Origin of the sequence: Pantoea sp. ICBG 828, assembly GCF_002928355.1 — a bacterium.
Classification (GTDB): Bacteria; Pseudomonadota; Gammaproteobacteria; order Enterobacterales; family Enterobacteriaceae; genus Pantoea; species Pantoea dispersa.
Window position 1 is genome coordinate 102976 of record NZ_POWN01000001.1, and the last position, 22856, is coordinate 125831.

21 protein-coding genes are annotated in these 22856 nt (G+C 59.2%); 19 read left to right on the forward strand and 2 right to left on the reverse strand.

The window, feature by feature from the left end; all coding sequences use genetic code 11:
- The first annotated feature begins 419 nt into the window (after positions 1–419).
- The 3 genes from C1Y43_RS00480 to C1Y43_RS00490 all read left to right on the forward strand — a co-directional run bounded on the left by C1Y43_RS00480 (position 420) and on the right by C1Y43_RS00490 (position 3471).
- Positions 420–1841 (forward strand): carbohydrate porin, encoded by a 1422-nt coding sequence (locus C1Y43_RS00480; RefSeq protein ID WP_369974294.1) that lies wholly within the window; start codon positions 420–422, stop codon positions 1839–1841.
- A 167-nt stretch (positions 1842–2008) separates the two neighbouring features.
- Positions 2009–2686 (forward strand): glutamate racemase, encoded by a 678-nt coding sequence (locus tag C1Y43_RS00485; RefSeq protein ID WP_104186619.1) that lies wholly within the window; start codon positions 2009–2011, stop codon positions 2684–2686.
- An 80-nt stretch (positions 2687–2766) separates the two neighbouring features.
- Entirely contained in the window at positions 2767–3471 is a 705-nt protein-coding gene (locus tag C1Y43_RS00490) for a pirin family protein (RefSeq protein ID WP_104186621.1), read from the forward strand.
- A gap of 116 nt (positions 3472–3587) precedes the next feature.
- Here C1Y43_RS00490 and C1Y43_RS00495 read toward each other — a convergent pair whose 3' ends face one another.
- Entirely contained in the window at positions 3588–4046 is a 459-nt protein-coding gene (locus C1Y43_RS00495; RefSeq protein ID WP_021506001.1) for an RpiB/LacA/LacB family sugar-phosphate isomerase, read from the reverse strand.
- A 433-nt stretch (positions 4047–4479) separates the two neighbouring features.
- Between C1Y43_RS00495 and C1Y43_RS00500 the strand changes: the two genes are divergently transcribed.
- From C1Y43_RS00500 to C1Y43_RS00550, 11 genes are all read left to right on the forward strand, one after another.
- Positions 4480–5814: an MFS transporter gene (locus C1Y43_RS00500; RefSeq protein WP_058774655.1), complete on the forward strand. Its 1335-nt coding sequence runs from the start codon at positions 4480–4482 to the stop codon at positions 5812–5814.
- Position 5815: 1 nt separating this feature from the next.
- Positions 5816–7561 carry a dihydroxyacetone kinase family protein gene (locus tag C1Y43_RS00505; RefSeq protein ID WP_104186622.1) on the forward strand — a complete coding sequence of 582 codons (1746 nt, stop codon included), beginning with the start codon at positions 5816–5818 and terminating at the stop codon, positions 7559–7561.
- 2 nt (positions 7562–7563) lie between these two features.
- Entirely contained in the window at positions 7564–8340 is a 777-nt protein-coding gene (locus tag C1Y43_RS00510; RefSeq protein ID WP_104186624.1) for a triose-phosphate isomerase family protein, read from the forward strand.
- Positions 8337–9155, forward strand: a complete 819-nt coding sequence (locus C1Y43_RS00515) for a sugar phosphate isomerase/epimerase (RefSeq protein ID WP_104186626.1) — start codon at positions 8337–8339, stop codon at positions 9153–9155. Before C1Y43_RS00510 ends, C1Y43_RS00515 begins: the two co-directional genes overlap by 4 nt.
- The gene (locus C1Y43_RS00520; RefSeq protein ID WP_104186627.1) at positions 9152–10009 is read left to right on the forward strand and encodes a phosphogluconate dehydrogenase C-terminal domain-containing protein; all 858 of its coding nucleotides are present in this window, start codon (positions 9152–9154) and stop codon (positions 10007–10009) included. Before C1Y43_RS00515 ends, C1Y43_RS00520 begins: the two co-directional genes overlap by 4 nt.
- 108 nt (positions 10010–10117) lie before the next feature.
- On the forward strand, positions 10118–11083 hold the full coding sequence (locus C1Y43_RS00525; RefSeq protein WP_021506007.1) for a sugar-binding transcriptional regulator: 966 nt from the start codon (positions 10118–10120) through the stop codon (positions 11081–11083).
- Between the two features lie 156 nt (positions 11084–11239).
- Entirely contained in the window at positions 11240–12343 is a 1104-nt protein-coding gene (locus tag C1Y43_RS00530; RefSeq protein ID WP_104186629.1) for an ABC transporter ATP-binding protein, read from the forward strand.
- Positions 12344–12370: 27 nt separating this feature from the next.
- Positions 12371–13648, forward strand: coding sequence for an ABC transporter substrate-binding protein (locus C1Y43_RS00535; RefSeq protein WP_104186631.1), 1278 nt, complete (start codon positions 12371–12373; stop codon positions 13646–13648).
- Between the two features lie 10 nt (positions 13649–13658).
- Entirely contained in the window at positions 13659–14570 is a 912-nt protein-coding gene (locus C1Y43_RS00540; RefSeq protein ID WP_058774661.1) for a carbohydrate ABC transporter permease, read from the forward strand.
- Positions 14567–15385 carry a carbohydrate ABC transporter permease gene (locus tag C1Y43_RS00545; RefSeq protein ID WP_021506011.1) on the forward strand — a complete coding sequence of 273 codons (819 nt, stop codon included), beginning with the start codon at positions 14567–14569 and terminating at the stop codon, positions 15383–15385. The genes C1Y43_RS00540 and C1Y43_RS00545 overlap by 4 nt, the downstream gene beginning before the upstream one ends.
- 12 nt (positions 15386–15397) lie before the next feature.
- Positions 15398–16342, forward strand: coding sequence for a metallophosphoesterase (locus C1Y43_RS00550; protein ID WP_021506012.1), 945 nt, complete (start codon positions 15398–15400; stop codon positions 16340–16342).
- Here C1Y43_RS00550 and C1Y43_RS00555 read toward each other — a convergent pair.
- Entirely contained in the window at positions 16326–16958 is a 633-nt protein-coding gene (locus C1Y43_RS00555; RefSeq protein WP_233209792.1) for an MmcQ/YjbR family DNA-binding protein, read from the reverse strand. The genes C1Y43_RS00550 and C1Y43_RS00555 overlap by 17 nt on opposite strands.
- Before the next feature lie 264 nt (positions 16959–17222).
- Between C1Y43_RS00555 and rluF the strand changes: the two genes are divergently transcribed.
- From rluF to C1Y43_RS00580, 5 genes are all read left to right on the forward strand, one after another.
- Positions 17223–18104, forward strand: coding sequence for a 23S rRNA pseudouridine(2604) synthase RluF (gene rluF / locus C1Y43_RS00560; RefSeq protein WP_021506014.1), 882 nt, complete (start codon positions 17223–17225; stop codon positions 18102–18104).
- Positions 18105–18369: 265 nt separating this feature from the next.
- Entirely contained in the window at positions 18370–19356 is a 987-nt protein-coding gene (locus C1Y43_RS00565) for a sugar ABC transporter substrate-binding protein (protein WP_104186632.1), read from the forward strand.
- Positions 19346–20869: a sugar ABC transporter ATP-binding protein gene (locus C1Y43_RS00570; RefSeq protein WP_104186634.1), complete on the forward strand. Its 1524-nt coding sequence runs from the start codon at positions 19346–19348 to the stop codon at positions 20867–20869. Before C1Y43_RS00565 ends, C1Y43_RS00570 begins: the two co-directional genes overlap by 11 nt.
- On the forward strand, positions 20866–21879 hold the full coding sequence (locus C1Y43_RS00575; protein WP_021506017.1) for an ABC transporter permease: 1014 nt from the start codon (positions 20866–20868) through the stop codon (positions 21877–21879). The genes C1Y43_RS00570 and C1Y43_RS00575 overlap by 4 nt, the downstream gene beginning before the upstream one ends.
- Positions 21872–22855 (forward strand): ABC transporter permease, encoded by a 984-nt coding sequence (locus C1Y43_RS00580; protein ID WP_081317660.1) that lies wholly within the window; start codon positions 21872–21874, stop codon positions 22853–22855. The genes C1Y43_RS00575 and C1Y43_RS00580 overlap by 8 nt, the downstream gene beginning before the upstream one ends.
- Position 22856: the final 1 nt, after the last annotated feature.

Below are 22856 nucleotides of genomic sequence, written 5' to 3' on the forward strand. Positions count from 1 at the left end.
CTTGCCCGAATAATTGCGCCGTCTCATCTGGTTGCCGCATTAAGCGATGCGGCACAGCTCGCAAATTTGTTTTTTATTTCTGCTGCAGGCTAAGCAGATTTTCCGTGCCGGTAAAAGCGCCATTCTGCGAATGGGATCGGAAAAGAAAAATTAATTCGCCAGTCTTTTAAGACAGGTCGCAAAGGATTTTTCCATTTAAGTAAAAACAGACATCGAATTAATCAATCATCTTATAACTTCATGTAAAATATCACTTTTTAATTTAATGATATTGATCAAAAAGAACCACAATCCGCTTATTTATGCTCTCGCTGCGTCAAAGGCAATCCCGTTGTAATTAATGAATGGACATAATAAGAGAGATAAATATGGTGATGCATAAGGCTAAAACCGCGCGCCTGGCGCTGGCTATCGCGGGGATGATGGTGGGTGGCAGTGCAGCGGCACAGTCATTAACGCTGGAGCAGCGTCTGGCCCAGCTGGAAGAGAAAATCGCGCGCGATGAGCAGCAGCAAAAGGAGGCGAGTGCCGGAACAACCAACACGTTCCGCTTTTCCGGCTACGCCCGTTCCGGCCTGCTGATTAATGATAAAGGGCGCGGTGGACGTGCCGGACCTGCTATTTCGCCTGCCAGTTCGATCGGCGGCGATGCGCATATTGGCCGGTTAGGTAATGAAAAAGATCACTACATCGAGCTGGGCTTTCATAACCAAACCCGGTTCAGTAATGGTTCGTGGGCCAATTTCAAAGCGCTGCTGGCAGATGGCTCATCCAGTCCGGACCCGTGGGTGCAGAATAACGACAACAACCTGAATATCCGCCAGGTGTATGTCGAAATGGGCGATCTGCCCAGCTTTGGGGGCGCCGCGCAACATGCCTCGCTGTGGGCGGGCAAACGCTTTGACGGCGACAATTTTGATCTGCACTTCACCGATACCGATATCGTCTTTCTTGGCGGCACCGGCGGCGGCATCAGTAACCTGCAATGGAACGAGCAATGGCGCAGCGATTTCTCCATTTATGGCCGCAGTTTTGGCGACCTGGGCAGCAGCCGCTACGACGATAACAACGTGCAAAACCTGCTGCTGACCTCAAACCAGTTTTACGGTAACTGGCAGTGGATGTTGACCGGCATGAGCGCAAACGGCAACGACGAGCTGAAAGGGCGCGCATCGACCACCGGCAGCTATGCGCTGCGCAGTGACGATACGGCAAAGCACGGCGTGTTTACCATGCTGGCCTGGCACGATAAAAACCGCTTCTACGGGCTGGCACCGGGCAGCAGCACTCACGCCATTCAGTGGGGGAAAGGACTGGGCGCAGAAACCCGGCAGATCGGTGGCGACGGCGACTTAACGCGCAACGCCAGCGCGCTGCGACTGGCCACTTTTGGCGTGATGCCACTCAGCGATCGCTGGTCAGTGGCCCCGTCGCTGCTGGCGCAGCACAGCGAGGATCGCTACCGCAAAGGCGATCGCTATGACTGGGTAACCATCAACCTGCGCGCATCCCAGGCGATTACGGAAAACTTTGCGCTGCAATATGAGGCATCGTGGCTATATATGGACCTCAAACCCAATGGCCGCAGCTATCAGGATGGCGGTAGCATCGCGACGTACAACGCGGTGAAGGGCGATGTGTATAAGCTGACCTTTGCGCCAACATTTAAAGTCGGCAACATCAACGACATGCTGGTGCGACCGGAGATTCGCCTGTTCGCGACCTGGATGAACTGGTCTAAAGCGCTGGACAACTATGCGCTGAACGATGATTTCGGCAGCGCGGGCTTTACCGCTGGCGGTAGCTGGAACTTTGGCGTACAGGCAGAAGTGTGGTTCTGAGATCGCATTTCGCGCTGACCGGCTGAAGGAAGGTTGCATGGTGCGAGGCGTTGAGAAATGCCTTGCACCGCATCCGGCGAAGCCTGCCAGGCAGCGGTAAAGCTGCATTCCGTCACCGATTATGGCTATAGTGCAACGTACTGAACCTGAAGCGATAAGGAATCGTTGTGACCATTGCCTGCCTGCATACCGCCGCCAGTAATATTGCTATTTTTAATGACGCCGCACAGTCGCTCGGCATTCCGCCTCAGCAAATCAGCCATCTGGTGATGCCACATCTGCTGGCAGAAGCAGAGCTCAGCGGTGGCATGACGCCGGCCCAGCAGCAGCGTCTGGAGCAGCTGTTACTCAGCCTGACGCCGTGGTTCGACGCGATACTGATTACCTGCTCTACCTTAGGTGCCGCCGCAGACAGCCTGCGCGATCCACAACAGCGCTGTGCGGTTTATCGCACTGACCGTATGCTGGCGGACGAAGTGCATCGCCGTGGCGCACCCGCGCTGGTGCTGTGTGCCGCGGAGTCTACGCTGCACAGTACGCGCCAGCTGTTTTGCCCGGAGAGTCTGGCACCTGACCAGCGTCCGCAAGTCAGGCTTATCCCGGATGCCTGGGCCGCATTCAAAGCTGGCCGGCTGGACGACTATTACACGCTGATCGCCGATGCGGTCGCTCAGGGACAGCAGCAGGGCGCGGTTCAGGTGGCGTTAGCGCAGGTGTCAATGGCCGGCGCCGCGTCGCGTTTTCCTGTGCCACAGCGGCCACTCACCAGCCCGCACCTGGCGCTCAGCTTCGTACTGCAGCGGACTAAAGGCGCGGACGAAGGTCATTCAAAACCACTGATTTAAGCCAACAAAAAGCCCTACTGTTACGCAATTTTGCAGCCTTTATGATGGTCATCAGAACCTGATTTTTGAGGAAGCCACTGATGAACGTGATTAAAGCGCAGCGTGACCAGCTGTTTGAATACGGTCCCTTTACCATTCGCCGGCAGCGGCCGGGAGAACAACTGGGCGCGCTGGCGATTGTCGACCAGATGACGCTGAAGCCCGGCGCGGTGGTACCGATGCGCCGTCATCAGGTTGATGAAATTTTCAGCTATGTCTGGCGCGGCTCGGTGCAGTACCGGCGCGAGGAGGGAGAGACTCTCGCCCTCAACGGCAAACGCGCACTGCTGGTGAACGCGGGCAGTGGGGTACGTCATGAAGAGTCAGCACCGCTGATTGAAAGCGAAATGCTGCAGGCGTACATCCGCCCGGCATCCGGTGACGGTGAAGGGCAGGTGCAGAGTGTGTACCGGGCAGAAGGGGCGGCACTTAACCAGTGGACGCTGCTGGCCGGTCCGCAGCACAGCGCGGCACCTTTGACGCTGCGTCAGGCCGTTTACATCTATGACGTCAGGCTGGATCGTGGCGCACAGATCGAGGTGCCGCATTTGCCGGGTTATGCCAGCTGGGTCACGGTGCTGGAGGGCATTGCACGCACCGGGGATGTGCGGTTGCAAAAAGGCGATGCGGTGAGCGATAGCGCTGCCTTGTCGGCTATCCACGGTGAACGCGACGCCCTGCTGGTCGCCTTTCTGGTGCAGCAGGATGCGCCTGCGGTGCTGAGCGGTACGCTAAGCGGCAGTTAAAACACCGGCTATGACACGGCTGGCATGCACCAAAGTAGCCAGTCGTGTCAGCGTGCCGCTGGCGATGTCACGCACTCAGGTGCTGCCGGCTTTGCAACTCAGCGCCCGATAACCCATTATTTCGCGTGTGACACTTGTTCGTAGTAACCGATCTTCTCCACTTTGGCGGTCGAACCGCCACCTTCAAACTCGGATGCCAGCCAGGCGTTAACGATGTTTTTCGCCAGCTCCGGCCCAATTACGCGTGAGCCCATGGTCATGATCTGGGCATTATTACTTTTGCGCGCGCGCTCGGCGGAGAAGGTGTCATGACACTGCGCGGCGCGCACGCCTTCCACTTTATTGGCAACAATCGCGACGCCAATGCCGGTGCCACACAGCAAAATGCCGCGCTCAAACTGCTTTTGCTGCACCGCCGTCGCCAGCGCAAACGCCACGTCCGGATACATCGGGCGGTCATTTTGCGCGTCGTTACTGTAATCAGTTACCTGATAATCCTGCTCTTCCAGCAGCTTTTTAATAATGTTTTTCAGGTCGATAGCCGCATCATCGGCACCAATAGCGATAGTTTTCATCACGTCTCTCCAGTGATACAAGGTCTGACACCTGCACATATGTTCGTCAGGTGATTAGATGTTCACTGATAGCCTGCCACAAAATCAAACATATGTTCAATACATGTTCATATGATTTAGCGATCGGCCACTCAAAATCTCGCGCACCCCCTGATGTAACGATCGCGCAGCGCCGCTCTGCTGCGAAAAATCCTGAAAATGTCGCTGAAATCAAATCTCATGCGCACTGTCACACTTTCGCCAACTGCGCTTGAGGAGTGAGCAAATATCCGTGTAGTGTTCATTTGTTCGCATGACCCTATCCATGTACAAGAAGACCCATTGAGGACTCGAACATGTGTCATTTGCTTCTTACCTCGCATTTTGTCTGTCGCCAGCGCCGGTTTTGCGCCTGGCCAACACCGTCTCACTGCGCACGTTTCGGAGGTGCGTTATGAATCACTCTGCTGTCAGCGCGGTTGAGCAGACCGCAATCCGCAAAATCTCCTGGCGCCTGGTACCGTTTGTGGCGCTGATGTTCTTTATCAACTTCCTCGATCGCACCGCCATTTCCTTTGCCGGCCCAAACGGCATGACGCAGGACCTCGGCCTCAGTGCGCTGCAGTTTGGTCTCGCCTCCGGCATCTTCTTCATTGGTTACATCCTGCTGGAAGTGCCCAGCAACCTGGCGCTGCATAAGTTCGGCGCGCGGCGCTGGCTGGCGCGCATCATGATCAGCTGGGGCATCGTCTCGCTGCTGTTTACCTGGGTCAGCAGTGTCGAAGGGCTGTACACGCTGCGCCTGCTGCTGGGGATTGCCGAGGCCGGTTTCTTCCCGGGCGCCATCCTTTATCTCAGCCTGTGGGTGCCGGCGCGCCACCGCAGCAAAATTCTCTCGCTGTTCTACCTGGCACAACCGCTGACAGTGGTATTTGGCGCACCGCTGGCTGCCTCGCTGATTGAGCAGCACGGGCTGTTTGGCCTGGAGGGCTGGCGCGTAATGTTTATGGGCGTATCGCTGCCAGCAATCCTCATCGGGATTGTGGCGCTGTTCTGGCTGGTGGACTCGCCGCGTCAGGCGAAGTGGCTGAATGACGACGAGAAAAACTGGCTGATAGCCGAACTGGAGGCGGAACATCAGCACAAGCAGGGCCAGCACCCGCACAGCGTGCGTTCGGTGATGGGCAACAGCCGCGTGTGGATGCTGTGCCTGATCTACTTCGGCTTTATTTACGGCCTGTACGCGCTGGCGTTCTTCCTGCCGACCATTATCGCTGGCTTCCAGCAGCAGTTTGGTACCACCTTCAATGTGATGCAGAAAGGGCTGATCACCGGCGTGCCGTACCTGATCGCCGCCGTCGTGATGTTTTTCTGGTCGCGGGATGCCGCGCGGCGTGGCTGTAAAACCTGGCACATCGCGATTCCTGCGGTCGCGGGCGGCGTCAGCGTACCGCTGGCGCTCTACATGGATTCACCGTTTACCACCATCCTGGTGATCGCCGTAACGGCCAGCGCCATCTTCGCCGCGTTGCCCAATTTCTGGACGCTGCCGACGCAGTTCCTGACCGGCGCATCGGCAGCGGCGGCGATTGCGCTGATTAACACCCTGGGCAACGTGGCGGGTTTCTCCGCCGGTTACATCACCGGCGCACTGCATGATGCCACTCACAGTTATGTGTTACCGATGTTCGTGGTCGGCGGTTTTATGCTGCTCTCCGCTGTATTGATGCTGTTCCTCAATCGCCGTCGCGCGCAGCCTCTGCCAGCCTCATTTGTACAGGAGCAATAACATGACGTACCTGTTTAACCAGCCATCCGCGTTTGCCGCGGAACTGATCGAAGGCTTTGTGGCCGCCAACGCCGATAAAGTACGCCAGGTGAGCGGTGGCGTGGTGCGCAGCACGCGCAGCCAGCCGGATACCGTGGCGGTGATTGTCGGTGGCGGTTCCGGTCACTATCCCGCCTTTGCCGGATTGGTCGGCCAGGGCCTGGCGCACGGGGCGGCAATGGGCAATCTGTTCGCTTCGCCGTCGGCGCAGCAAATCTACAACGTCGCGCGCGCGGCGCATAACGGCGCGGGTGTGCTGTTGCTGTTTGGAAACTATGCCGGTGACGTGCTGCATTTTGGTCAGGCGTGCGAGCGGCTGCGCGCTGAAGGTATTGCCTGTGAGGTGCTGGCGGTAACGGATGATGTGTCCAGCGCCAGCCACGATGAGCGTCTGAAGCGACGCGGCGTCGCCGGCGATCTGTGTGTGTTTAAAGTGGCGGCGGCCGCGGCAGAAGCGGGTGACGATCTGGCTACGGTGCTGAAAAAAGCGCAGCACGCCAACGATCGCACCCGCACCTTCGGCGTGGCATTTTCCGGCTGCACGCTGCCTGGCGCTTCGCATCCGCTGTTTGAGGTAGAGAAAGGGCGCATGGCGCTCGGGCTGGGCATCCACGGTGAGCCGGGCATCAGCGAAACGGCGGTGCCGCGCGCCGACGAGCTGGCAGAAATCTTTGTCGACCGACTGCTGAGTGAGCGGCCAGCGGATGTGGCGCAGGTGGCGGGACAGCGCGTGGCGGTAATCCTCAACGGTCTCGGTTCAGTCAAGTATGAAGAGCTGTTTGTGGTGTATCGCCGCATCGCCCAGCTGCTGTCGGCGGCGCAGTTGCAGGTGGTGGAGCCGGATGTCGGCGAATTCGTCACCAGTTTTAACATGGCAGGCGTCTCGCTGACGCTGATGTGGCTTGATGATGAACTGGAAACGCTGTGGCGCGCGCCGGCCAATACGCCAGCCTACCGCAAAGGCAGCGTCCTGATTGCCGAACCGCTCAGCGCCGCCGAGTGCGAAGAGATCCGTGAAGAGACGTTACCTCAGGCCAGCACCGCATCACAACACAGCGCCCGGCGCGTTCTTGAACTGCTGGAAGCAGTGGCGGTGATGATTCAGCGTCATGCCGGCCAGCTGGGCGACATTGATGCGGTAGCGGGCGACGGCGATCACGGCATTGGTATGGAGCGCGGCGTACTCGGCGCGGTAGAAAAGGCGCGTGAGGTGGCCGCGCGTGGCGCCGGCGCTGGCAGTCTGCTGTGTCGCGCCGCCGATGCCTGGGCGGATAAAGCGGGCGGCACGTCCGGAGCACTGTGGGGCGTGGCACTGACCGCGCTCGGCACCGCACTGGGCGACAGCGCGGCAGCGGATGCAACACGCGTCGCTGCCGGCGTCCGGGATGCCAAAGAGGGCATTATGCACTTCGGCAAAGCGCGCGTCGGTGATAAAACCATGGTTGACGTGCTGGTTCCGTTTAGCGACACGCTGAGCGCTGCGGTCGCGCAGGGCGCATCACTCACCGAAGCCTGGTTACGTGCGGCAGCGGTGGCGGAGCAGGCCGCGCAGGCCACCGCACAGCTGGTACCGAAAGTGGGGCGTGCGCGGCCGCTGGCAGAAAAAAGCGTTGGCACGCCGGACGCCGGTGCGGTTTCACTGGCGATGATCGTCAACACCGTTGGCAATCTGTTAAAAGAACACAGTGCATCTGAACAGGGAGCGTAATTATGGCTCAGCCTAAAATCTGGCTTGGCGTCAGCCTGAAAATGTATTTCGGCTATCAGCAAACGCTGGCGTGGTGTCGCGAGGTTGCGACGCTGGCGCAGCATCCGGCGGTGCAGCGCGGTGATGTCGGGCTGTTTGTGCTGCCCGCTTATCCGGCCATCCCGGCGGTGCGGGAGATTTTTGCCGGCACGCCGGTGCGCGTCGGCGCGCAGGACGTGTGTCAGGCGGAAAACGGCGCCTGGACCGGTGAGGTCAGCGCCAGCATGCTGCAGGAACTGGGGTGCTCGCTGGCGGAGATCGGTCACGCTGAACGCCGTCGCCATTTTCATGAAGATAAAACGCAGATTGCCGCCAAAGTGGCGATGGCGCTGCGTTATCGCCTGACCCCGGTGCTGTGCATCGGTGAACCGCAGCAGGGCACGCCTGAGCAGGCGATTGCGCTGTGTCAGCAGCAGCTGCAGGAGGCGCTGGCGGAGGCCGCGCAACACGCGCTCAGCGGTGAGGTATTGTTTGCTTACGAACCGCAGTGGGCCATTGGTGCGCCGCAGCCGGCGCCGGACAGCTACATCCGCGCGGTGTGCAGCGGGCTACAGCAGCTGACGACGCCAGACGGCATCACGCTGCGGGTGATTTACGGCGGCAGCGCCGGGCCGGGCCTGATTCAGCGCCTCGGCGGCGACGTCAACGGCCTGTTCCTCGGCCGCTTTGCCCACGATCCGCAGGCGCTGGCGCAAATCGTGCAGGAAGCCAGTAAGCTGGCTGAGGAGCTGCCGTCATGAGCCGCATCGGACTCAGCACCTACGCGTTTTTCTGGCGCATGTCGCCCCAGGTGCCACAGCCGCTCACGCTGGCGCAGATGCTGCAGCACACCGCCGATCTCGACGTGTCAGTATTCCAGATCTGCGACTACCCGGCGATTGAGCAGTGGTCAGATGACCAGCTGCTGGCGCTGCGTCAGCAGGCGGATGCACTTGGCATCACGCTGGAGCTGGGCACGCGTGGTCTCGGCAGCGCGCACCTGCGCCGCTATCTGCACATCGCCGCTATTCTCGACGCGCGCGTGGTGCGCTCAATGTTCAACACCGCCGATCACCGGCCATCGCTGGATGAAGCGGCCAATCTGATTGCTGCCGTGCTGCCGGATTTTGCCCGCCAGCAGGTGCGGCTGTGCCTGGAAACCTACGAGCAGGTCAGCAGCGCGGCGATGATGTCGGTGATCAACCGCTTTCTCTCGCCGTGGCTGTGCGTCTGTCTCGATCCGGCCAACTGCGTCGCCGGACTGGAACTGCAGGAGCAGGTGATCGCCAATACCGCTGCGCGCGTCGGCAATCTGCACATCAAAGATTTCGCCTTTACCCGCCGTGCCGGCTGGGTCGGTTTTACCCTGGCCGGCTGTCCGATGGGCGAAGGGAAGCTGGATTATGACCGGCTGATCGCCAGCGTGCGGCCGGTCGATCGCGACATCAACCAAATCATCGAACACTGGTTGCCGTGGCAGGACGATGCCGCGCAGACCTGCGCGCGGGAAGCTGAATGGACCCGCCGCGCCGTTGAATTCCTACGCAGTAAACAAGATCAGGAGTCGTTAACATGAGCAAGGCATTGAAAACCATCACCGTGATCGGCGCAGGCGGCAAAATGGGCATGCGTATTTCCGCTAATTTGCAGCACAGCGCTTATCAGGTGTTTTACTGCGAGAATTCACCGCAGGCGCAGCAGCAGGTGATTGCACAGGGACGCGAGCTGTCGGATGCCGCGTCGGTGGTGCCACTGAGTGACGTGGTGATCCTCGCCGTGCCGGATATCGTACTGGGCAAAGTCTCGCAAAGCGTGGTGCCACAAATGCAAAGCGGTGCGGTGCTGCTGACGCTCGATCCGGCCGCGGCCTACGCCAACCTGATCGCCCAGCGTGACGGCATTGAATACGCGGTCGCGCACCCGTGCCATCCGTCGGTATTTCTGGCCCGCTACACCAAAGAGGAGCACGCCGATGCGTTTGGTGGCGTCGCTGCCGTTCAGCACGTCGCGGCAGCCTGGGAAAGCAGCAGCGCTGAACAGAAGGCAGAGCTGAGTAAGGTAATCAGCGTGATGTACGGCCCGGTTGATCAGGTGCACTGGGTCACGGTGACGCAACTGGCGTATCTGGAACCGACGCTGGTCGAAACCGTCGCCTGCATGGTCGGTGCCTTCATGAAAGAGGCGCTGGATGAAACGGTGAAACACAGCGGCGTCCCGGAAGAGGCAGCGAAGGCCATGCTGTACGGCCATATTCAGATTGCGCTGGCGGTGGCTTTCCGAGCCACCAACCCGTTCTCGGATGCCTGCATGATCGCCATGGAGTATGGTCGCGAGAAGATCATCAAACCGGACTGGAAACAGATCTTCGATCAGCAAGAGCTGGATAAGGTTATTGCCCGCATGCTGAAAATTGACGCCATTCAGCGTTAAGCGTGACAGCAGCGGCGACTCGCGGCGTTGCTGGCTGGCGAAGCGAGTCGCATCAATGATATAACTCCCTGCTGAGCACTCCGCACGACGATACAAGACAGGTAACGGATGGAAAAAAACACGCTTTCTCAGGACTCCGAGCTGCTGACGGAAATTGCCGTCGCCTACTATCAGGACGAAATCACCCAGGAGGAGATTGCGCGTAAGTTTGGGATTTCCCGTATCAAGGTGGGGCGACTGCTGAAACGCGCGCGTGAAGAGGGCATCGTCGAGATCAATGTGCGCTACCATCCGGTGTTCAGTACGCGGCTGGAACAGCAGTTGCAGACGCGCTTTCCTCATCTGCAGCGCGCGCTGATTGCCCTCGATTCGCCAGACAGCGACGAGCAGCGGCGTCAGGTGGCGGCGCTGGTGTCGGCGCATCTCGCGCAGTCGCTGAAAGACAACGCCATTGTCGCCGTGGGCCAGGGGCGCAACGTGGCGGCCGTCGCCGATTATCCCGGTCAGGTGCCGACGCGCAACTGCCTGTTTATCAGCGGCATCGGCGGCACCCATCGTCCGGGGGATGCCATCAACGCGGACCACATCAGCCGCCGGCTGGCCAAAAAGTTTGGCGGCATCAGCGAAACCCTGTACGCCCCGGCTTACGTCGAAAACCGGGCGCTGCGCGACGCCTTCATGCAAAACGGCACCATCAAAGAGACGCTCGACCGCGCGCGCAAAGCGGATGTGGCACTGGTGGGCATCGGTGACATGAACGAAAACAGCTATATGGTGAAGCTCGGCTGGTTCACACCACATGAGATCATTGATGCCAGCGTCAATCAGGGCGTGACCGGTGATGTGGCCGGCTATGATTTTTTTAATGCCCAGGGCCAGCACGTGGATACGGTGATGAACGACCGGGTAATTGGCCTGAGTATCGACGAGCTGCGTAAAATTCCCTGCGTGATTGCCATTGCCGCAGAAAACACTAAAGCCATGGCGATCCTCGGCGCGCTGCGCACCGGCGCTATCGACATCATTGCCACCACGGCGCAGAACATCCGCACCATTCTGAGCATGTCGCAGTAACGCATAAACGCCTGCCGGCACGGCCTGCGGGCGTGCCGGGTGAGGGCGGATTCTGCGCCAGGTCGCCATCCATCACCCAACCGTCACGTCAGCGCCATAAATCTTTCATCCGCCTCAGCTAGCTTACCGCCATTCTGATTTCAGGACTGCGGATGCATGAGCCATCTCTCGCTGCAACACATCACCAAAACCTGGGGCGATAAAATCGCGCTGCAGGATATCAGCTTCGACGTGGCGCAAGGCAGTTTCGTCGCACTGCTGGGGCCTTCCGGCTGCGGTAAATCGACGCTGTTGCGCACACTCGCCGGGCTGGAAACGGCCGACAGCGGCCGCATTTATTTCAATCACACCGACGTCACGCCTCTGCCACCGGCGCAGCGCAAGCTGTCGATGGTGTTTCAGTCTTACGCGCTGTTTCCTCACCTGAGCGTGCGGGAAAATCTGCTGTTTGGCCTGAAGGCGCGCGGTGAAGATAAGCAAAAGTTTGCCGCCCGGCTGGCGCAGGTCAGCGCACTGCTTGAACTGGAACCGCTGCTGGCGCGCCTGCCTTCACAGCTCTCCGGCGGGCAGCAGCAGCGCGTGGCGCTGGGCAGGGCGGTGATCGCCAACAATACGCTGTGCCTGATGGATGAGCCGTTATCCAACCTGGATGCCAAACTGCGCCAGAGCATGCGGCGCGAAATCCGCGCGCTGCAAAAGCAGCTCGGGCTGACCATGTTGTACGTCACCCACGATCAGACCGAAGCGATGAGCATGGCCGATCACATCATTCTGCTTAACGATGGCCGCATTGAGCAGCACGGCACGCCAGACCAGCTCTACAACCAGCCGGCGAGCTGTTTTGCCGCGCAGTTTATTGGCGCACCGCCAATGAATATCCTGCCACTGCACAGCAAAGGCGCGCATCACTACCTCAGCCATCTCAGCACACCGCTGCTGAGCTATGCCGGCGAAACGGCGCTGAGTCTGGGCCTGCGCGCGGAGGATATCCAGCTGGTCGCCCCGCAGCAGGCCGCGCTGAGTGCGCGGGTAGTGAGCTACGAATACATGGGCGCGGATACGCTGCTGGTATGTCGGTTGCCCGGCATCACGGAATCACTGACCGTCAAAGTGCCCGGCCTGCAGCGCTTCACGGATGACAGCCTGGTCGGCCTGCAGTGGTCCACCAGCCGGCAATACCTGTTTTCCACCACCAGCGGCCAGCGCTGTGTCGCTGCTGAACACCCGATGTTGCTCGCTGAGAAAAAATACGCTGTTTAACCGTTGTCGTTTATTCTAGGGAAAATCATGTCTGCGATCCGTTTCTCGCCTCTGGCTTGTGTCGTTATGCTGTGTGCCTCCGCGTCGGTGTTTGCTGCTGAGCCGGTGAAGTTACAGATGTACTATCCGATTGCGGTCGGCGGTAAAGTCAGCCACACCGTGGAAGCCCTGGTGGCGGATTTTGAAAAACAGCACCCTGAGATCAGCATTCAGCCGGTCTACACCGGCGATTACGCCACCACCGTGACCAAAGCGCTGACGGCGTTTCGCGGCGGTAACGCACCGCAACTGGCGGTGATGGGCGATATTGAAGCCTGGTCGCTGATGGATGCCGGTGCCATCGTCGCCGCCAGCGATTTAGCCACGGGTGAAGAGGGCAAACAGTGGATCGACAGCTTCTATCCGGCCTTTTTGCGTCGCATTGAGGGCAAAGTGTGGGGCGTGCCTTTTCAGCGCTCAACCGTGGTGATGTACTGGAACAAACAGGCATTTGAGAAAGCCGGCCTCGATCCGAATACACCGCCCGCCACCTGGCAGCAGGTGGTGGCATTCAGCAAAAAACTGACGCTGAAACAGGCCAGCGGCGTCAGCCAGTGGGGCATTGAGATCCCTTCCACGCCGAACGGTTACTGGAATTTCCAGGGGCTGGCTGCCACCAATGGCGGACGGCTGGATAACGGCAAGGGAAACGCCGTGTATTTCAACACGCCGGGCAACGTGGAAACCCTGCAGTGGCTGACCGACCTCGGCCAGAAAGAGGAAGTCTCGCCGAAAGGCGCAATCGCCTGGGGCACCACGCCGCAGGACTTTATCAGTTGTAAAACGGCCATGATGGTCACCACCACCGGCAACCTGACCAACGTGCACGACAACGCGACCTTCCCGTTTGGCGTCGCCATGCTGCCGGAGAAAACCCAGCGCGGCAGCCCGACCGGTGGCGGTAACCTGTACGTGTTCAAAAGCGCCTCACCGGCGCAGCAGCAGGCGGCGATGCGCTTCATCCGCTGGGTCACCGCACCGGAACAGGCCGCGCGCTGGAGTATCGCTACCGGCTATGTCGCCACCTCGCCGGCAGCGTGGGACACGGCGGCAATGAAAGCCTATGTGCAGCAGGTGCCTCAGGCACTGGTGGCGCGTGAGCAGCTGAAATATGCCCAGCCGGAACTCTCGACCTACAATAGCGTGCAGATTCAGGACGCGCTCAATCACGCCATTGAAGCAGCGGTGACGCAGAGCAAAACCCCGGCCCAGGCGCTGGCCGATGCGCAGAAACAGGCTGACCGCCTGCTGAAAAACTATCAGTGACGGCCGCGTGATGAGCTCATTCTCTGGCAGCGCCGCCACGCTGCGCCCGCGAGGGTGGTCACTGCAGCTCAGCGGCTATTTGCTGCTGCTGCCCGCGCTCAGCTTCCTGCTGCTGTTTACCCATTATCCGGCGCTGGCCACGCTGTGGCAGAGCCTGTTCAGCGCCGCGCGCGCTTCGCATCCGGCCCATTTTGTCGGGCTGGATAACTATCGCGCGCTGCTGGATGACGACATTTTTATGCAGTCGCTGTGGAATAACCTGCTGTATGCGCTGATCACCATTCCGCTGGCGGTGACGCTGGCGCTGCTGATGGCGCTGGCGGTCAATCGTCGGCTGCGCGGCAACGCACTGGTGCGTGCGGCCTTCTTCATTCCGTCGCTGCTGCCGATGATCGCCATCGCCAATCTGTGGCTGTTTTTCTACACGCCGCAGCTTGGCATCCTGAATAGCCTGCTGGCATGGTTTTCGCTACCGGCGGTCAACTGGCTCGGCGAGCCGGATACCACGCTGTACTGCCTGATGGCGGTTTCGGTATGGCGCGAGGCGGGCTTTTTCATGATCTTTTATCTCGCCGCCCTGCAGCAGATCGATCCGCGCCTCAGCGAAGCCGCCGCCATTGAAGGCGCATCGCGCCGTTACTTTTTCCGCCGCGTGCAGTGGCCGCTACTGCTGCCAACCACGCTGTTTGTGCTGATCAACGCCTCGATGAACGCCTTCCGCATTGTCGATCAGGTGATTGCCATGACCAACGGCGGCCCGAACAACAGCAGTAGCCTGCTGCTGTTTTATATCTATCGTACCGCATTCAGTTTCTGGGACATGCCAGCCGCGTCGGCCATGACGGTGGTGCTGCTGGTGATCCTCGGATCGATTGCGTTGATCAAATTTCATCTGCTGGACAAGCGAGCCCATTATCAATGAAAGCTGCATCCTCTCCGGGCGGTTTTGCGCTCAACCTGCTGATTTGGCTGGCCGCGCTGCTGTGGAGCTTGCCGATGCTGGTGGCGCTGTGGATTGCCATTCATCCGGCCGCCGGACAGGGGCACTTTTCGCTGCTGGCACCGCTGACGCTGGAGAACTTCATCAATGCCTGGCACGCGGCACCGTTTGCCCGCTACTTCCTCAATACCACGCTGCTGGTGCTGATGATTGTGGTGGTCCAGCTGGTGCTGGCCACGCTGGCCGCTTATGCGCTGGTGCGGTTCCGCCTGAAATTTTCCGGTTTCCTCTTCGCGCTGATTCTGCTGCAGCTGATGATCAGCCCGGATGTGCTGATTCTGAATAATTACCGCACCATCAGCGCGCTCGGGCTGCGCGATACCCTGACCGGCATTGCGCTGCCGTACTTTGCCTCGGCGTTCGCCATCTTTCTGCTGCGGCAGACGTTCAAGAGCATTCCGCTGGTACTGGAAGAGGCGGCAACCGTTGAAGGAGCCAGCCGGTTTTACATTCTGCGCCACATCTACATTCCGCTGGCAAAGCCAATCTATGTGGCATTCGCGCTGGTCTCGATCAGCTTCCACTGGAACGATTTTCTCTGGCCGCTGGTGATCACCGACTCGGTTCAGGTGCGTCCGTTAACCGTCGGGCTGCAGCTGTTTTCCGCGCCGGAGCAGGGCGTGCAGTGGGCGCTGATCGGGGCGGCAACGCTGATGACCACCTTGCCGTTGCTGCTGCTGTTTTTGCTGTTCCAGCGGCAGTTTATTCAGTCATTCATGCGTGCCGGTATTCGCTAAGGAGAGCCAGAGATGGGATATGCCCATGCGCTAACCGCAGCGCAACGCCAGCGGCTCGGTGATGTCGCTGAGCTGTATCAGTTACCGGATTTACGCGCGGCACCGCTCGACGGCACGCTGCGCTTCGGGCTGCTGGCCGATCCGCAATATGCTGACGTTGAGGCGGATGTCCCGGCGAATCTTTACTATCGTCATGCTCTGCATAAGCTGCCGCAGGCGATAAACGCGCTCAATCAGCAGCCGCTGGATTTTGTCGTTACGCTCGGCGATCTGGTGGATCGCCACTGGGCCAGCTATGCCACGCTGCTGCCGCTCTACGATCGGCTACTCCATCCGCATGCCGTGGTGCTGGGGAATCACGACGCCCAGACCATCGCGCAGCACCTCAATGACGCGCTGCCGCTGCCAAAAAGTTACTATGCCTTTCAGCTGCCGGGCTGGCGCTTTATTGTCTACGACGGCAACGATATCAGCCTGTACTGCAATCAACACAACGGCGACGATCGCCAGCGCGCGGCCGCACTGCTGGCTGATTTACAGGCGCGCCAGCAACCGCAGGCGCAGCCGTGGAATGGCGCGGTCGGTGCGACGCAGCTGGCATGGCTGGAAACGCAGCTTATCGAGGCCCGCACCTGCGGCCAGCAGGTGGTGGTGTTCGGCCATTATCCGCTGGCACCGGGCTACAGCCACAGTCTGCTCAACGGTTCGCAGCTGGCAGCGCTGTTCTGCCGCTATGGCGTGCGCGCCTGTTTTGCCGGCCACGATCATCGCGGCGGCTATCATCGGCGCGCGGATACCGTGTTTATAACCCTGCAGGGGATGCTTGATGGCCCGTCGCGCGTGCCCTTTGCGGTGGTGGAACTGACGGGCGAGACGTTGCGGCTGCGGGGATGGGGCGGCGAAATCAGCCGCGAAGAGGTATACGGTGCCGCGCCGATGGCTAGCCGGCCAGGTTAAAACTGTTGTCAATGCGCAACAAAATCTCGGCCGTCGGGACTGATCCATCCAGACACAGGGAAACCCAATGCTTTTTGTTCATATGGTAGCCCGGGAAATAAACCTCGCCATCGACCAGCGAAGCGATGGCCTGCGGCGAGACTTTAATATTGACGATTTCAATCAGGCTATCATCCGGTCGGCCCAGCTTGCTGCTGTGAATCGTCAACAGCGCGCCGAACCACTTTTGATTATCTTTGCGGCGAAAGATGGCGTTTTCAGGAAAGCGCGGCCATAAGAATTCCAGCTCACTCTGATATTGCTGTTTTAAGTGCTGAACAATCGCATCGGCCTGCGCTGTTTTGAAATGCTTCTGCGGGAAACATTTTTCTGCGATATCCAGCAAGATAGCGTCATGTTCTTCACGAATCTGTCCCACAAAGGCACCGGTGGCAGAAGTAATACGGTGAAGAATGTAATCTTCTCCTGTGACTTTATCGATAATGGTGGCGGCAATGTCACCCTGGGTGGTGATGTTTACCTGCAGGGTAAACTGCTTATTCATCACATCACAGCGGTAGCCGTAATCCGGCCCATCCTTGCGGAAACCGTAAGCCAGCAGCTTTTTCACATTCATTTCCCGGCTGACGAAAAGATGATTTACGTTGTACATTTTCATGCCTGGTTAACGGAGAGGTGTTCACAATTCCCGGAGTTTGCTCAGGGGCGTGCGGGCTATTTTAACCGACAGGAGGGATTTGTATGTGCCATAAATCGCTATGACACCCGGCACCGCTTTTTCGCCATATCACACCGCCAAGAACAACCGCCACCGGACGCTTAACCCAGCCTTACGCAACGCGCGCACATGCTGTATAGTCCGTTTTTTTTCGGAGGAACCATGCTGCCCAACTCATCCACGCGCCTGAATAAATACATCAGCGAGAGCGGAATCTGCTCGCGCCGTGACGCCGATCGTTACATCGAACAAGGCAACGTTTTCATTAACGGCAAACGCGCCAGCGTCGGTGCGCAGGTGTTCGCCGGGGATGAGGTCAAAGTCAACGGGCGGCTGATTGAACCGCGCAACGAAGACGATCTGGTATTAATCGCCCTCAACAAGCCGGTGGGCATTGTCACCACCATGGAAGAGGGCGAGCGTGACAACATTGGTGACTTCGTCAACCACAGCAAGCGCGTGTTCCCGATTGGCCGGCTGGATAAAGACTCGCAGGGGCTGATTTTCCTCACCAATCACGGCGATCTGGTGAATAAAATCCTGCGCGCCGGTAACAATCACGAAAAGGAGTACGTGGTCACGGTGGATAAGCCGATCACCGACGAGTTTATTGCCGGTATGGCGGCGGGCGTACCGATGCTCGGCACAGTGACGAAAAAATGCAAAGTGAAGCGGGAGTCGACCTTTGTATTTCGTATTATCCTGGTGCAGGGACTGAACCGGCAGATTCGCCGCATGGCCAAACACTTTGGCTATGAAGTGACGAAGCTGGAGCGCACGCGGATCATGAACGTGAGCCTGAAAGGTATCCCGCTCGGTGAGTGGCGCGATCTGACGGACGATGAACTGATCGACCTGTTTAAGCTGATTGAGGATTCGTCGTCAGAAGATCAAAAAACGCAGCAGGCACAGGCGAAGAAGAAAGCGGCGACGCCCGCCGCGAAAAAACCGGCCGTCAGCGCACCGAAACAGAGTGACAAAGCGGGTCAGGGCGCGAACCGCAAGCGCTTTACTCAGCCGGGACGCAAGAAAAAAGGGCGTTAAAATCACACCCGCGGCGCCCGCGACCATCACGTATCTTTAGCGCCGCACGTCTTCATTCCAGCCACGTTTTTATTATTTATAACCGGGCGTCAGAATATCTGCGCCCGGTCATGCTTTTTCACGCAATCAATATGCAAATCCGCTGCATATCCAAAGGAGAAAATGGCATTAGGGATAAATAGTGACTGTGATAATTTTCAGCTATACGCCGGATAGCAGGCGTCACTCACCTTATTTAGCTGAACCTTTTCCAGGGATATAAACAATGCATAAACACCGCCTGGCCGGACTATTACTGGCCTCTGCATCGCTGCTCGCCGGCTTGTCGCTGCACGCTCGCGCCGCTGACGCATCTATTCCCTTACTGGCCGGTAAACGTATCGGTATTACCGTGGCCGGTACCGATCACTACTGGGATCTGAAAGCCTATCAGGGACAAATTGATGAAGTAAAGCGGCTGGGTGGCACGCCTATCGCCCTGGATGGCGGACGCAAAGAGTCACAGCAGATCGCGCAAATTCAAACGCTGATTGCACAAAAACCGGATGCCATTATTGAAACGCTGGGCACCGCCTCAGTGCTGGAACCCTGGCTGAAAAAAATTCGCGACGCCGGCATTCCCTTATTTACCGTGGATACCGCCAGCCCATCCAGTATTAACGTCACGACCTCCGATAACTTTTATATTGGCGAGCAGCTGGCATTAAAACTGGTCAATGATCTGCGCGGCGAAGGCAATATTCTGGTGTTTAATGGTTTTTATGGCGTGCCGGTGGTGGCGATGCGCTATGACCAGTTAAAAGCCGTGCTGAAATGGTATCCGAAAATTAAAATCATTCAGCCCGAACTGCGCGACGTCATTCCCAATACCGTGCAGGATGCCTATGCGCAGATTAGTCAGCTGCTTAACAAGTATCCGCAAGGGTCAGTACAGGCTATCTGGGCGGCATGGGACGTACCGCAGATTGGTGCCACTCAGGCGGTTGATGCTGCCGGTCGCAGTGAAATCAAAACTTACGCCGTGGACGGCAGCCCGGACGTGGTCTCGCTGGTGAAAGATCCGAAATCCAGCGCGGCGGCGGTGGTGGCGCAGCAACCCTATCTGATCGGACAAACTGCGGTACAAAATGTGGCGAAATACCTTGCCGGCGATCGTTCACTTCCGCCTGCCACCTATGTTCCGGCCATTCTGGTCACCAAAGAGAATGCGGCGCAGGCGCAGCAAACGCTGGGCCAGAGCGATGATAAATAAGACAGTGCGACTGCAACTGCGCCAGATCAGTAAAGCCTTTGACGGCATTCCCGCGCTGCAAGCGGTATCGCTTGATGTCCACGCCGGCGAAGTGCATGGGCTGATTGGGCATAACGGAGCCGGAAAATCGACGCTGATCAAAGTGCTGGGCGGCATCCACGCTGCCGATGAGGGCAGCGTGACGCTGGAAGGCCGGCCACTGGTGTTGACCAGTCCGGCTCAGGCACAACAGCAGGGCATCGCCATTGTTCATCAGGAGCGGCTATTGCCCGGCACGCTGACGGTGGCGGAAGCGCTGCTGCTCGGTAATGAGCCACGGATTGGCAGCACACCGTTTATCGATCGCCGGCGTATGCGGCAGCAGGCGCGGCAGCTACTGCAACAGCACTTCGATCTGCAGATCGATCCCGATGCGCTGATCGCCGGGTTAAGTGTGGCGGAACAGCAACTGGTGCAGATCTGTCGCGTATTACAGCGCGCGCCGCGCGTGGTGGTACTGGATGAACCGACCGCCGCGCTGGCGCGCCACGAGGTGCAGGCGCTGTTTCGCGTTATTGAACGTATGCGTCAGCAGGGGATCGCACTGATCTACGTTTCTCACTATCTCGATGAAATCCAGGCGCTGTGCCAGCGGGTTACGGTGCTGCGCGATGGTAAAGACGTCGCGCATTTTACCGGCGACGCCCTTTCTCCGCAGGCGCTGATTAATGCCATGATCGGTGAGACGCAGCAGGCGATTGCACCGCGCGGTCTGCCACCTGACGGCGAGCCGGTGCTGACCGTAGACGCCCTGAGCGCGCCGGGTCGCTTTCACAATGTTTGTTTCAGCGCACGACGTGGCGAGATCGTTGGCATTACCGGCCTGCTGGGCTCCGGAGGGAAGGCGTTAATCAGCGCACTGTTTGGTCTGGAACGTGGCGTGAGCGGGACGCTGCGCGTAGGTGAGACGCACGGCGTACCGGCTTCGCCACATGCCGCGGTGAAACGTGGCATCGCGCTGGTGCCGGAAGATCGCCGCGCCAACGGCATCGCGCTCGATGTGAGCCTGCGCGACAACATCACCCTGACGACCGTGCAGCGCCTGCTGCGCTGGGGCGGCGTCTCCGCAACCGCCGAGACCGTGCTAGTGGCGGACAACATCCGCCAGCTGGCGATCCGCACACCGGGCCAGCTGGCACCGCTGCGTCAGCTGTCCGGCGGAAATCAGCAAAAAGCGGTGCTGGCGAAATGGCTCAACACCCACGCCACGCTCTATCTGCTGGATGAGCCCACGGTTGGCGTCGACATTGCCGCCAAGGCCGCCATTTATCAAACCCTGCAGCAGCTGGCGGCCGCCGGGGCGGTGATTATCCTGTTTTCCACCGATCTGCTGGAACTGCAAACGCTCGCCGACCGCATTATTGTGCTGGCGCGCGGCGAGCAGGTCGCCACGCTGTCCGCCCGGCACACCAGTCATCAGGAGATTCTGTCCCTGGCTTCCGGCACGGGCGCATTGACGGAGCAAATCCTATGAGTGAACTGAGCCAACCGGCGGTGGTGACGGCGGCAGGCAAACCGCAGGGGCAGCCGTGGCTGCAGCACGTCGCGCTGCTGATTATTGTACTGGTGCTGGCGGTATTTGCCTGGCTGTCGCCTATTTTCCTCAGCGTGATCAACCTTGGTAACGTATTGCAGCAAACGGCGGTGGTGGGAACGCTGGCGCTGGGTCTGACGCTGGTGCTAAGCGGTGGCGGTGTTCAGGGGATTAGCGGCGGCATTGATTTATCCATTGCCGCTAATATGGGGTTGTGTGCCGCGGTATTCGCGGCGCAGATTGCTGAGCAACACTCTGTCACTTATGCGCTGCTGCTCACGCTGCTCACCGGCATCGCCGTGGGGATATTCAATGCCCTGGCGATTGTCTGGCTTGGTATTTTGCCCCTGCTGGCGACGCTGACCAGCATGAACATCGCCATGGGACTGGAGATGGTACTGAGCGGAAACGCGTCGATTTCAGCCAGCAGCGCGCTGCAAAACCTGCTGATAGCCAGCGGACCACTGGGCGTTTCCTGGCTCGGCTGGGGATTTCTGCTGCTGGCGTTGAGTGCACTCGCGCTCAGTCGTTTCACCGCGTTTGGCCTGCGCCTGCAGGCGGTGGGTAGCCATCCGCAGGCCGCCAACGCGGCGGGCATTAGCGTGGCGCGCTATCAAAGTCTGAGTTATGTGCTGTGCGGCTTCAGCGCTGCACTGGCAGCCATTGCCTCGGTGGCGCTGCTCAGCGGCAGTTCGCCGGGCGCTAACGACAATCTGCTGATGGTGATTGCCGCCGCGCTGCTCGGCGTGGTGTTTTCGCGTCGCCTGGTGCCGACCCTGGGCGGTGCACTGATCAGCGCGCTGTTTCTGAGTCTGATAGCCAACGGCTTTCAGTTGGTTAACGTCTCAAGTTACTGGATTAACGGCGTCGAGGGTGTGCTCATCCTGCTGGTTGTGGCGCTGACCGCGCTACTGCGGCGCCGTCAGGCGGGGAGGGCATCTCATGTCTGAACTGAGCCTGAGCGGTAAAAAAGTGCCGGGGCTGTTGCGCAGCCTGATGGTTCTGACCTTTGTTGCGCTGCTGCTGTTTTTCATCATCGCCGCGCCCGCGTTTGCCACTGTCGCCAACATTCGTAGCGTGCTGCTGAATAATGTCGCACCGCTGGCGATTGTGGCGCTGGCCATGACGCTGGTCACGCGTATCGGCGCGATCGATCTGTCCGTCGGTACGGCGATTGATGTCGCCTGCCTGGTGCTGGTGACGCTGGTACTGCATCAGGTCGCGCTGCCGCTGGCGCTGTTGGGTGCGCTGACGGCGGCACTGCTGGTAGGCGTGTTCAACGCTTTTCTGGTGACACAACTCGGCGTTGAGCCGTTTCTCGCCACGCTTGGCACGCTGTTTATTGGTCAGAGCGTACAGCAACTGTCGTCCAACGGTGGGCAGCCGGTCTATCTGCTAAGCCAGACGCTGCCGGCGGGTTTTACCGCTATTGGTCACGGCACGCTACTTGGCGTTCCACTACCGCTCTGGCTGTTGCTGGGCGTGGTGCTGGTGCTGTATCAACTGTTGCACCGCAGCGCCAGCGGTCGCGCACTGCGCATGATGGGTGAACAGCTCAGCGTAGCGCATCATTCTGGCGTGGCGGTCAAACGTCTCACCGCGCTGGCATTCATATTCAGTGCACTGGTCGCCGGCATCGTCGGGTTAATTCTCGCCGCCAATGTCAAAGCCTGGGTACCGTTATCGGGCAATGCCTATCTGCTGAATGCCATCGGTGCCAGCTTTATTGGCGCGACCTTCGCGCCTTCGCGCCGCCCGAATGTGCCGGGTACGCTGCTGGGGGTCGTGCTGCTGAGTTTCATCGCCAACGGACTGTTGCTGGTCGGCTGGAACTTTTACTGGCAGCAGGTGGCAACCGGCGCCCTGATCTTTGTGGTACTGGCCGTGGGTGCACTGCGTGCGCGTCGCCCTGTCCGAGGAGGGTAAC

Bases quoted from the DNA above. Each gene is read 5' to 3' on its own strand.
- C1Y43_RS00565 (WP_104186632.1), top strand. From the start codon at position 18,370: ATGCATAAACACCGCCTGGCCGGACTATTACTGGCCTCTGCATCGCTG.
- rluF (WP_021506014.1), top strand. From the start codon at position 17,223: ATGCTGCCCAACTCATCCACGCGCCTGAATAAATACATCAGCGAGAGC.
- C1Y43_RS00575 (WP_021506017.1), top strand. From the start codon at position 20,866: ATGAGTGAACTGAGCCAACCGGCGGTGGTGACGGCGGCAGGCAAACCG.
- C1Y43_RS00550 (WP_021506012.1), top strand. From the start codon at position 15,398: ATGGGATATGCCCATGCGCTAACCGCAGCGCAACGCCAGCGGCTCGGT.
- C1Y43_RS00495 (WP_021506001.1), bottom strand. From the start codon at position 4,046: ATGAAAACTATCGCTATTGGTGCCGATGATGCGGCTATCGACCTGAAA.
- C1Y43_RS00530 (WP_104186629.1), top strand. From the start codon at position 11,240: ATGAGCCATCTCTCGCTGCAACACATCACCAAAACCTGGGGCGATAAA.
- C1Y43_RS00505 (WP_104186622.1), top strand. From the start codon at position 5,816: ATGACGTACCTGTTTAACCAGCCATCCGCGTTTGCCGCGGAACTGATC.
- C1Y43_RS00580 (WP_081317660.1), top strand. From the start codon at position 21,872: ATGTCTGAACTGAGCCTGAGCGGTAAAAAAGTGCCGGGGCTGTTGCGC.
- C1Y43_RS00545 (WP_021506011.1), top strand. From the start codon at position 14,567: ATGAAAGCTGCATCCTCTCCGGGCGGTTTTGCGCTCAACCTGCTGATT.
- C1Y43_RS00540 (WP_058774661.1), top strand. From the start codon at position 13,659: ATGAGCTCATTCTCTGGCAGCGCCGCCACGCTGCGCCCGCGAGGGTGG.
- C1Y43_RS00525 (WP_021506007.1), top strand. From the start codon at position 10,118: ATGGAAAAAAACACGCTTTCTCAGGACTCCGAGCTGCTGACGGAAATT.
- C1Y43_RS00510 (WP_104186624.1), top strand. From the start codon at position 7,564: ATGGCTCAGCCTAAAATCTGGCTTGGCGTCAGCCTGAAAATGTATTTC.
- C1Y43_RS00520 (WP_104186627.1), top strand. From the start codon at position 9,152: ATGAGCAAGGCATTGAAAACCATCACCGTGATCGGCGCAGGCGGCAAA.
- C1Y43_RS00535 (WP_104186631.1), top strand. From the start codon at position 12,371: ATGTCTGCGATCCGTTTCTCGCCTCTGGCTTGTGTCGTTATGCTGTGT.
- C1Y43_RS00500 (WP_058774655.1), top strand. From the start codon at position 4,480: ATGAATCACTCTGCTGTCAGCGCGGTTGAGCAGACCGCAATCCGCAAA.
- C1Y43_RS00515 (WP_104186626.1), top strand. From the start codon at position 8,337: ATGAGCCGCATCGGACTCAGCACCTACGCGTTTTTCTGGCGCATGTCG.
- C1Y43_RS00570 (WP_104186634.1), top strand. From the start codon at position 19,346: ATGATAAATAAGACAGTGCGACTGCAACTGCGCCAGATCAGTAAAGCC.
- C1Y43_RS00490 (WP_104186621.1), top strand. From the start codon at position 2,767: ATGAACGTGATTAAAGCGCAGCGTGACCAGCTGTTTGAATACGGTCCC.
- C1Y43_RS00555 (WP_233209792.1), bottom strand. From the start codon at position 16,958: ATGAATGTGAAAAAGCTGCTGGCTTACGGTTTCCGCAAGGATGGGCCG.
- C1Y43_RS00480 (WP_369974294.1), top strand. From the start codon at position 420: ATGATGGTGGGTGGCAGTGCAGCGGCACAGTCATTAACGCTGGAGCAG.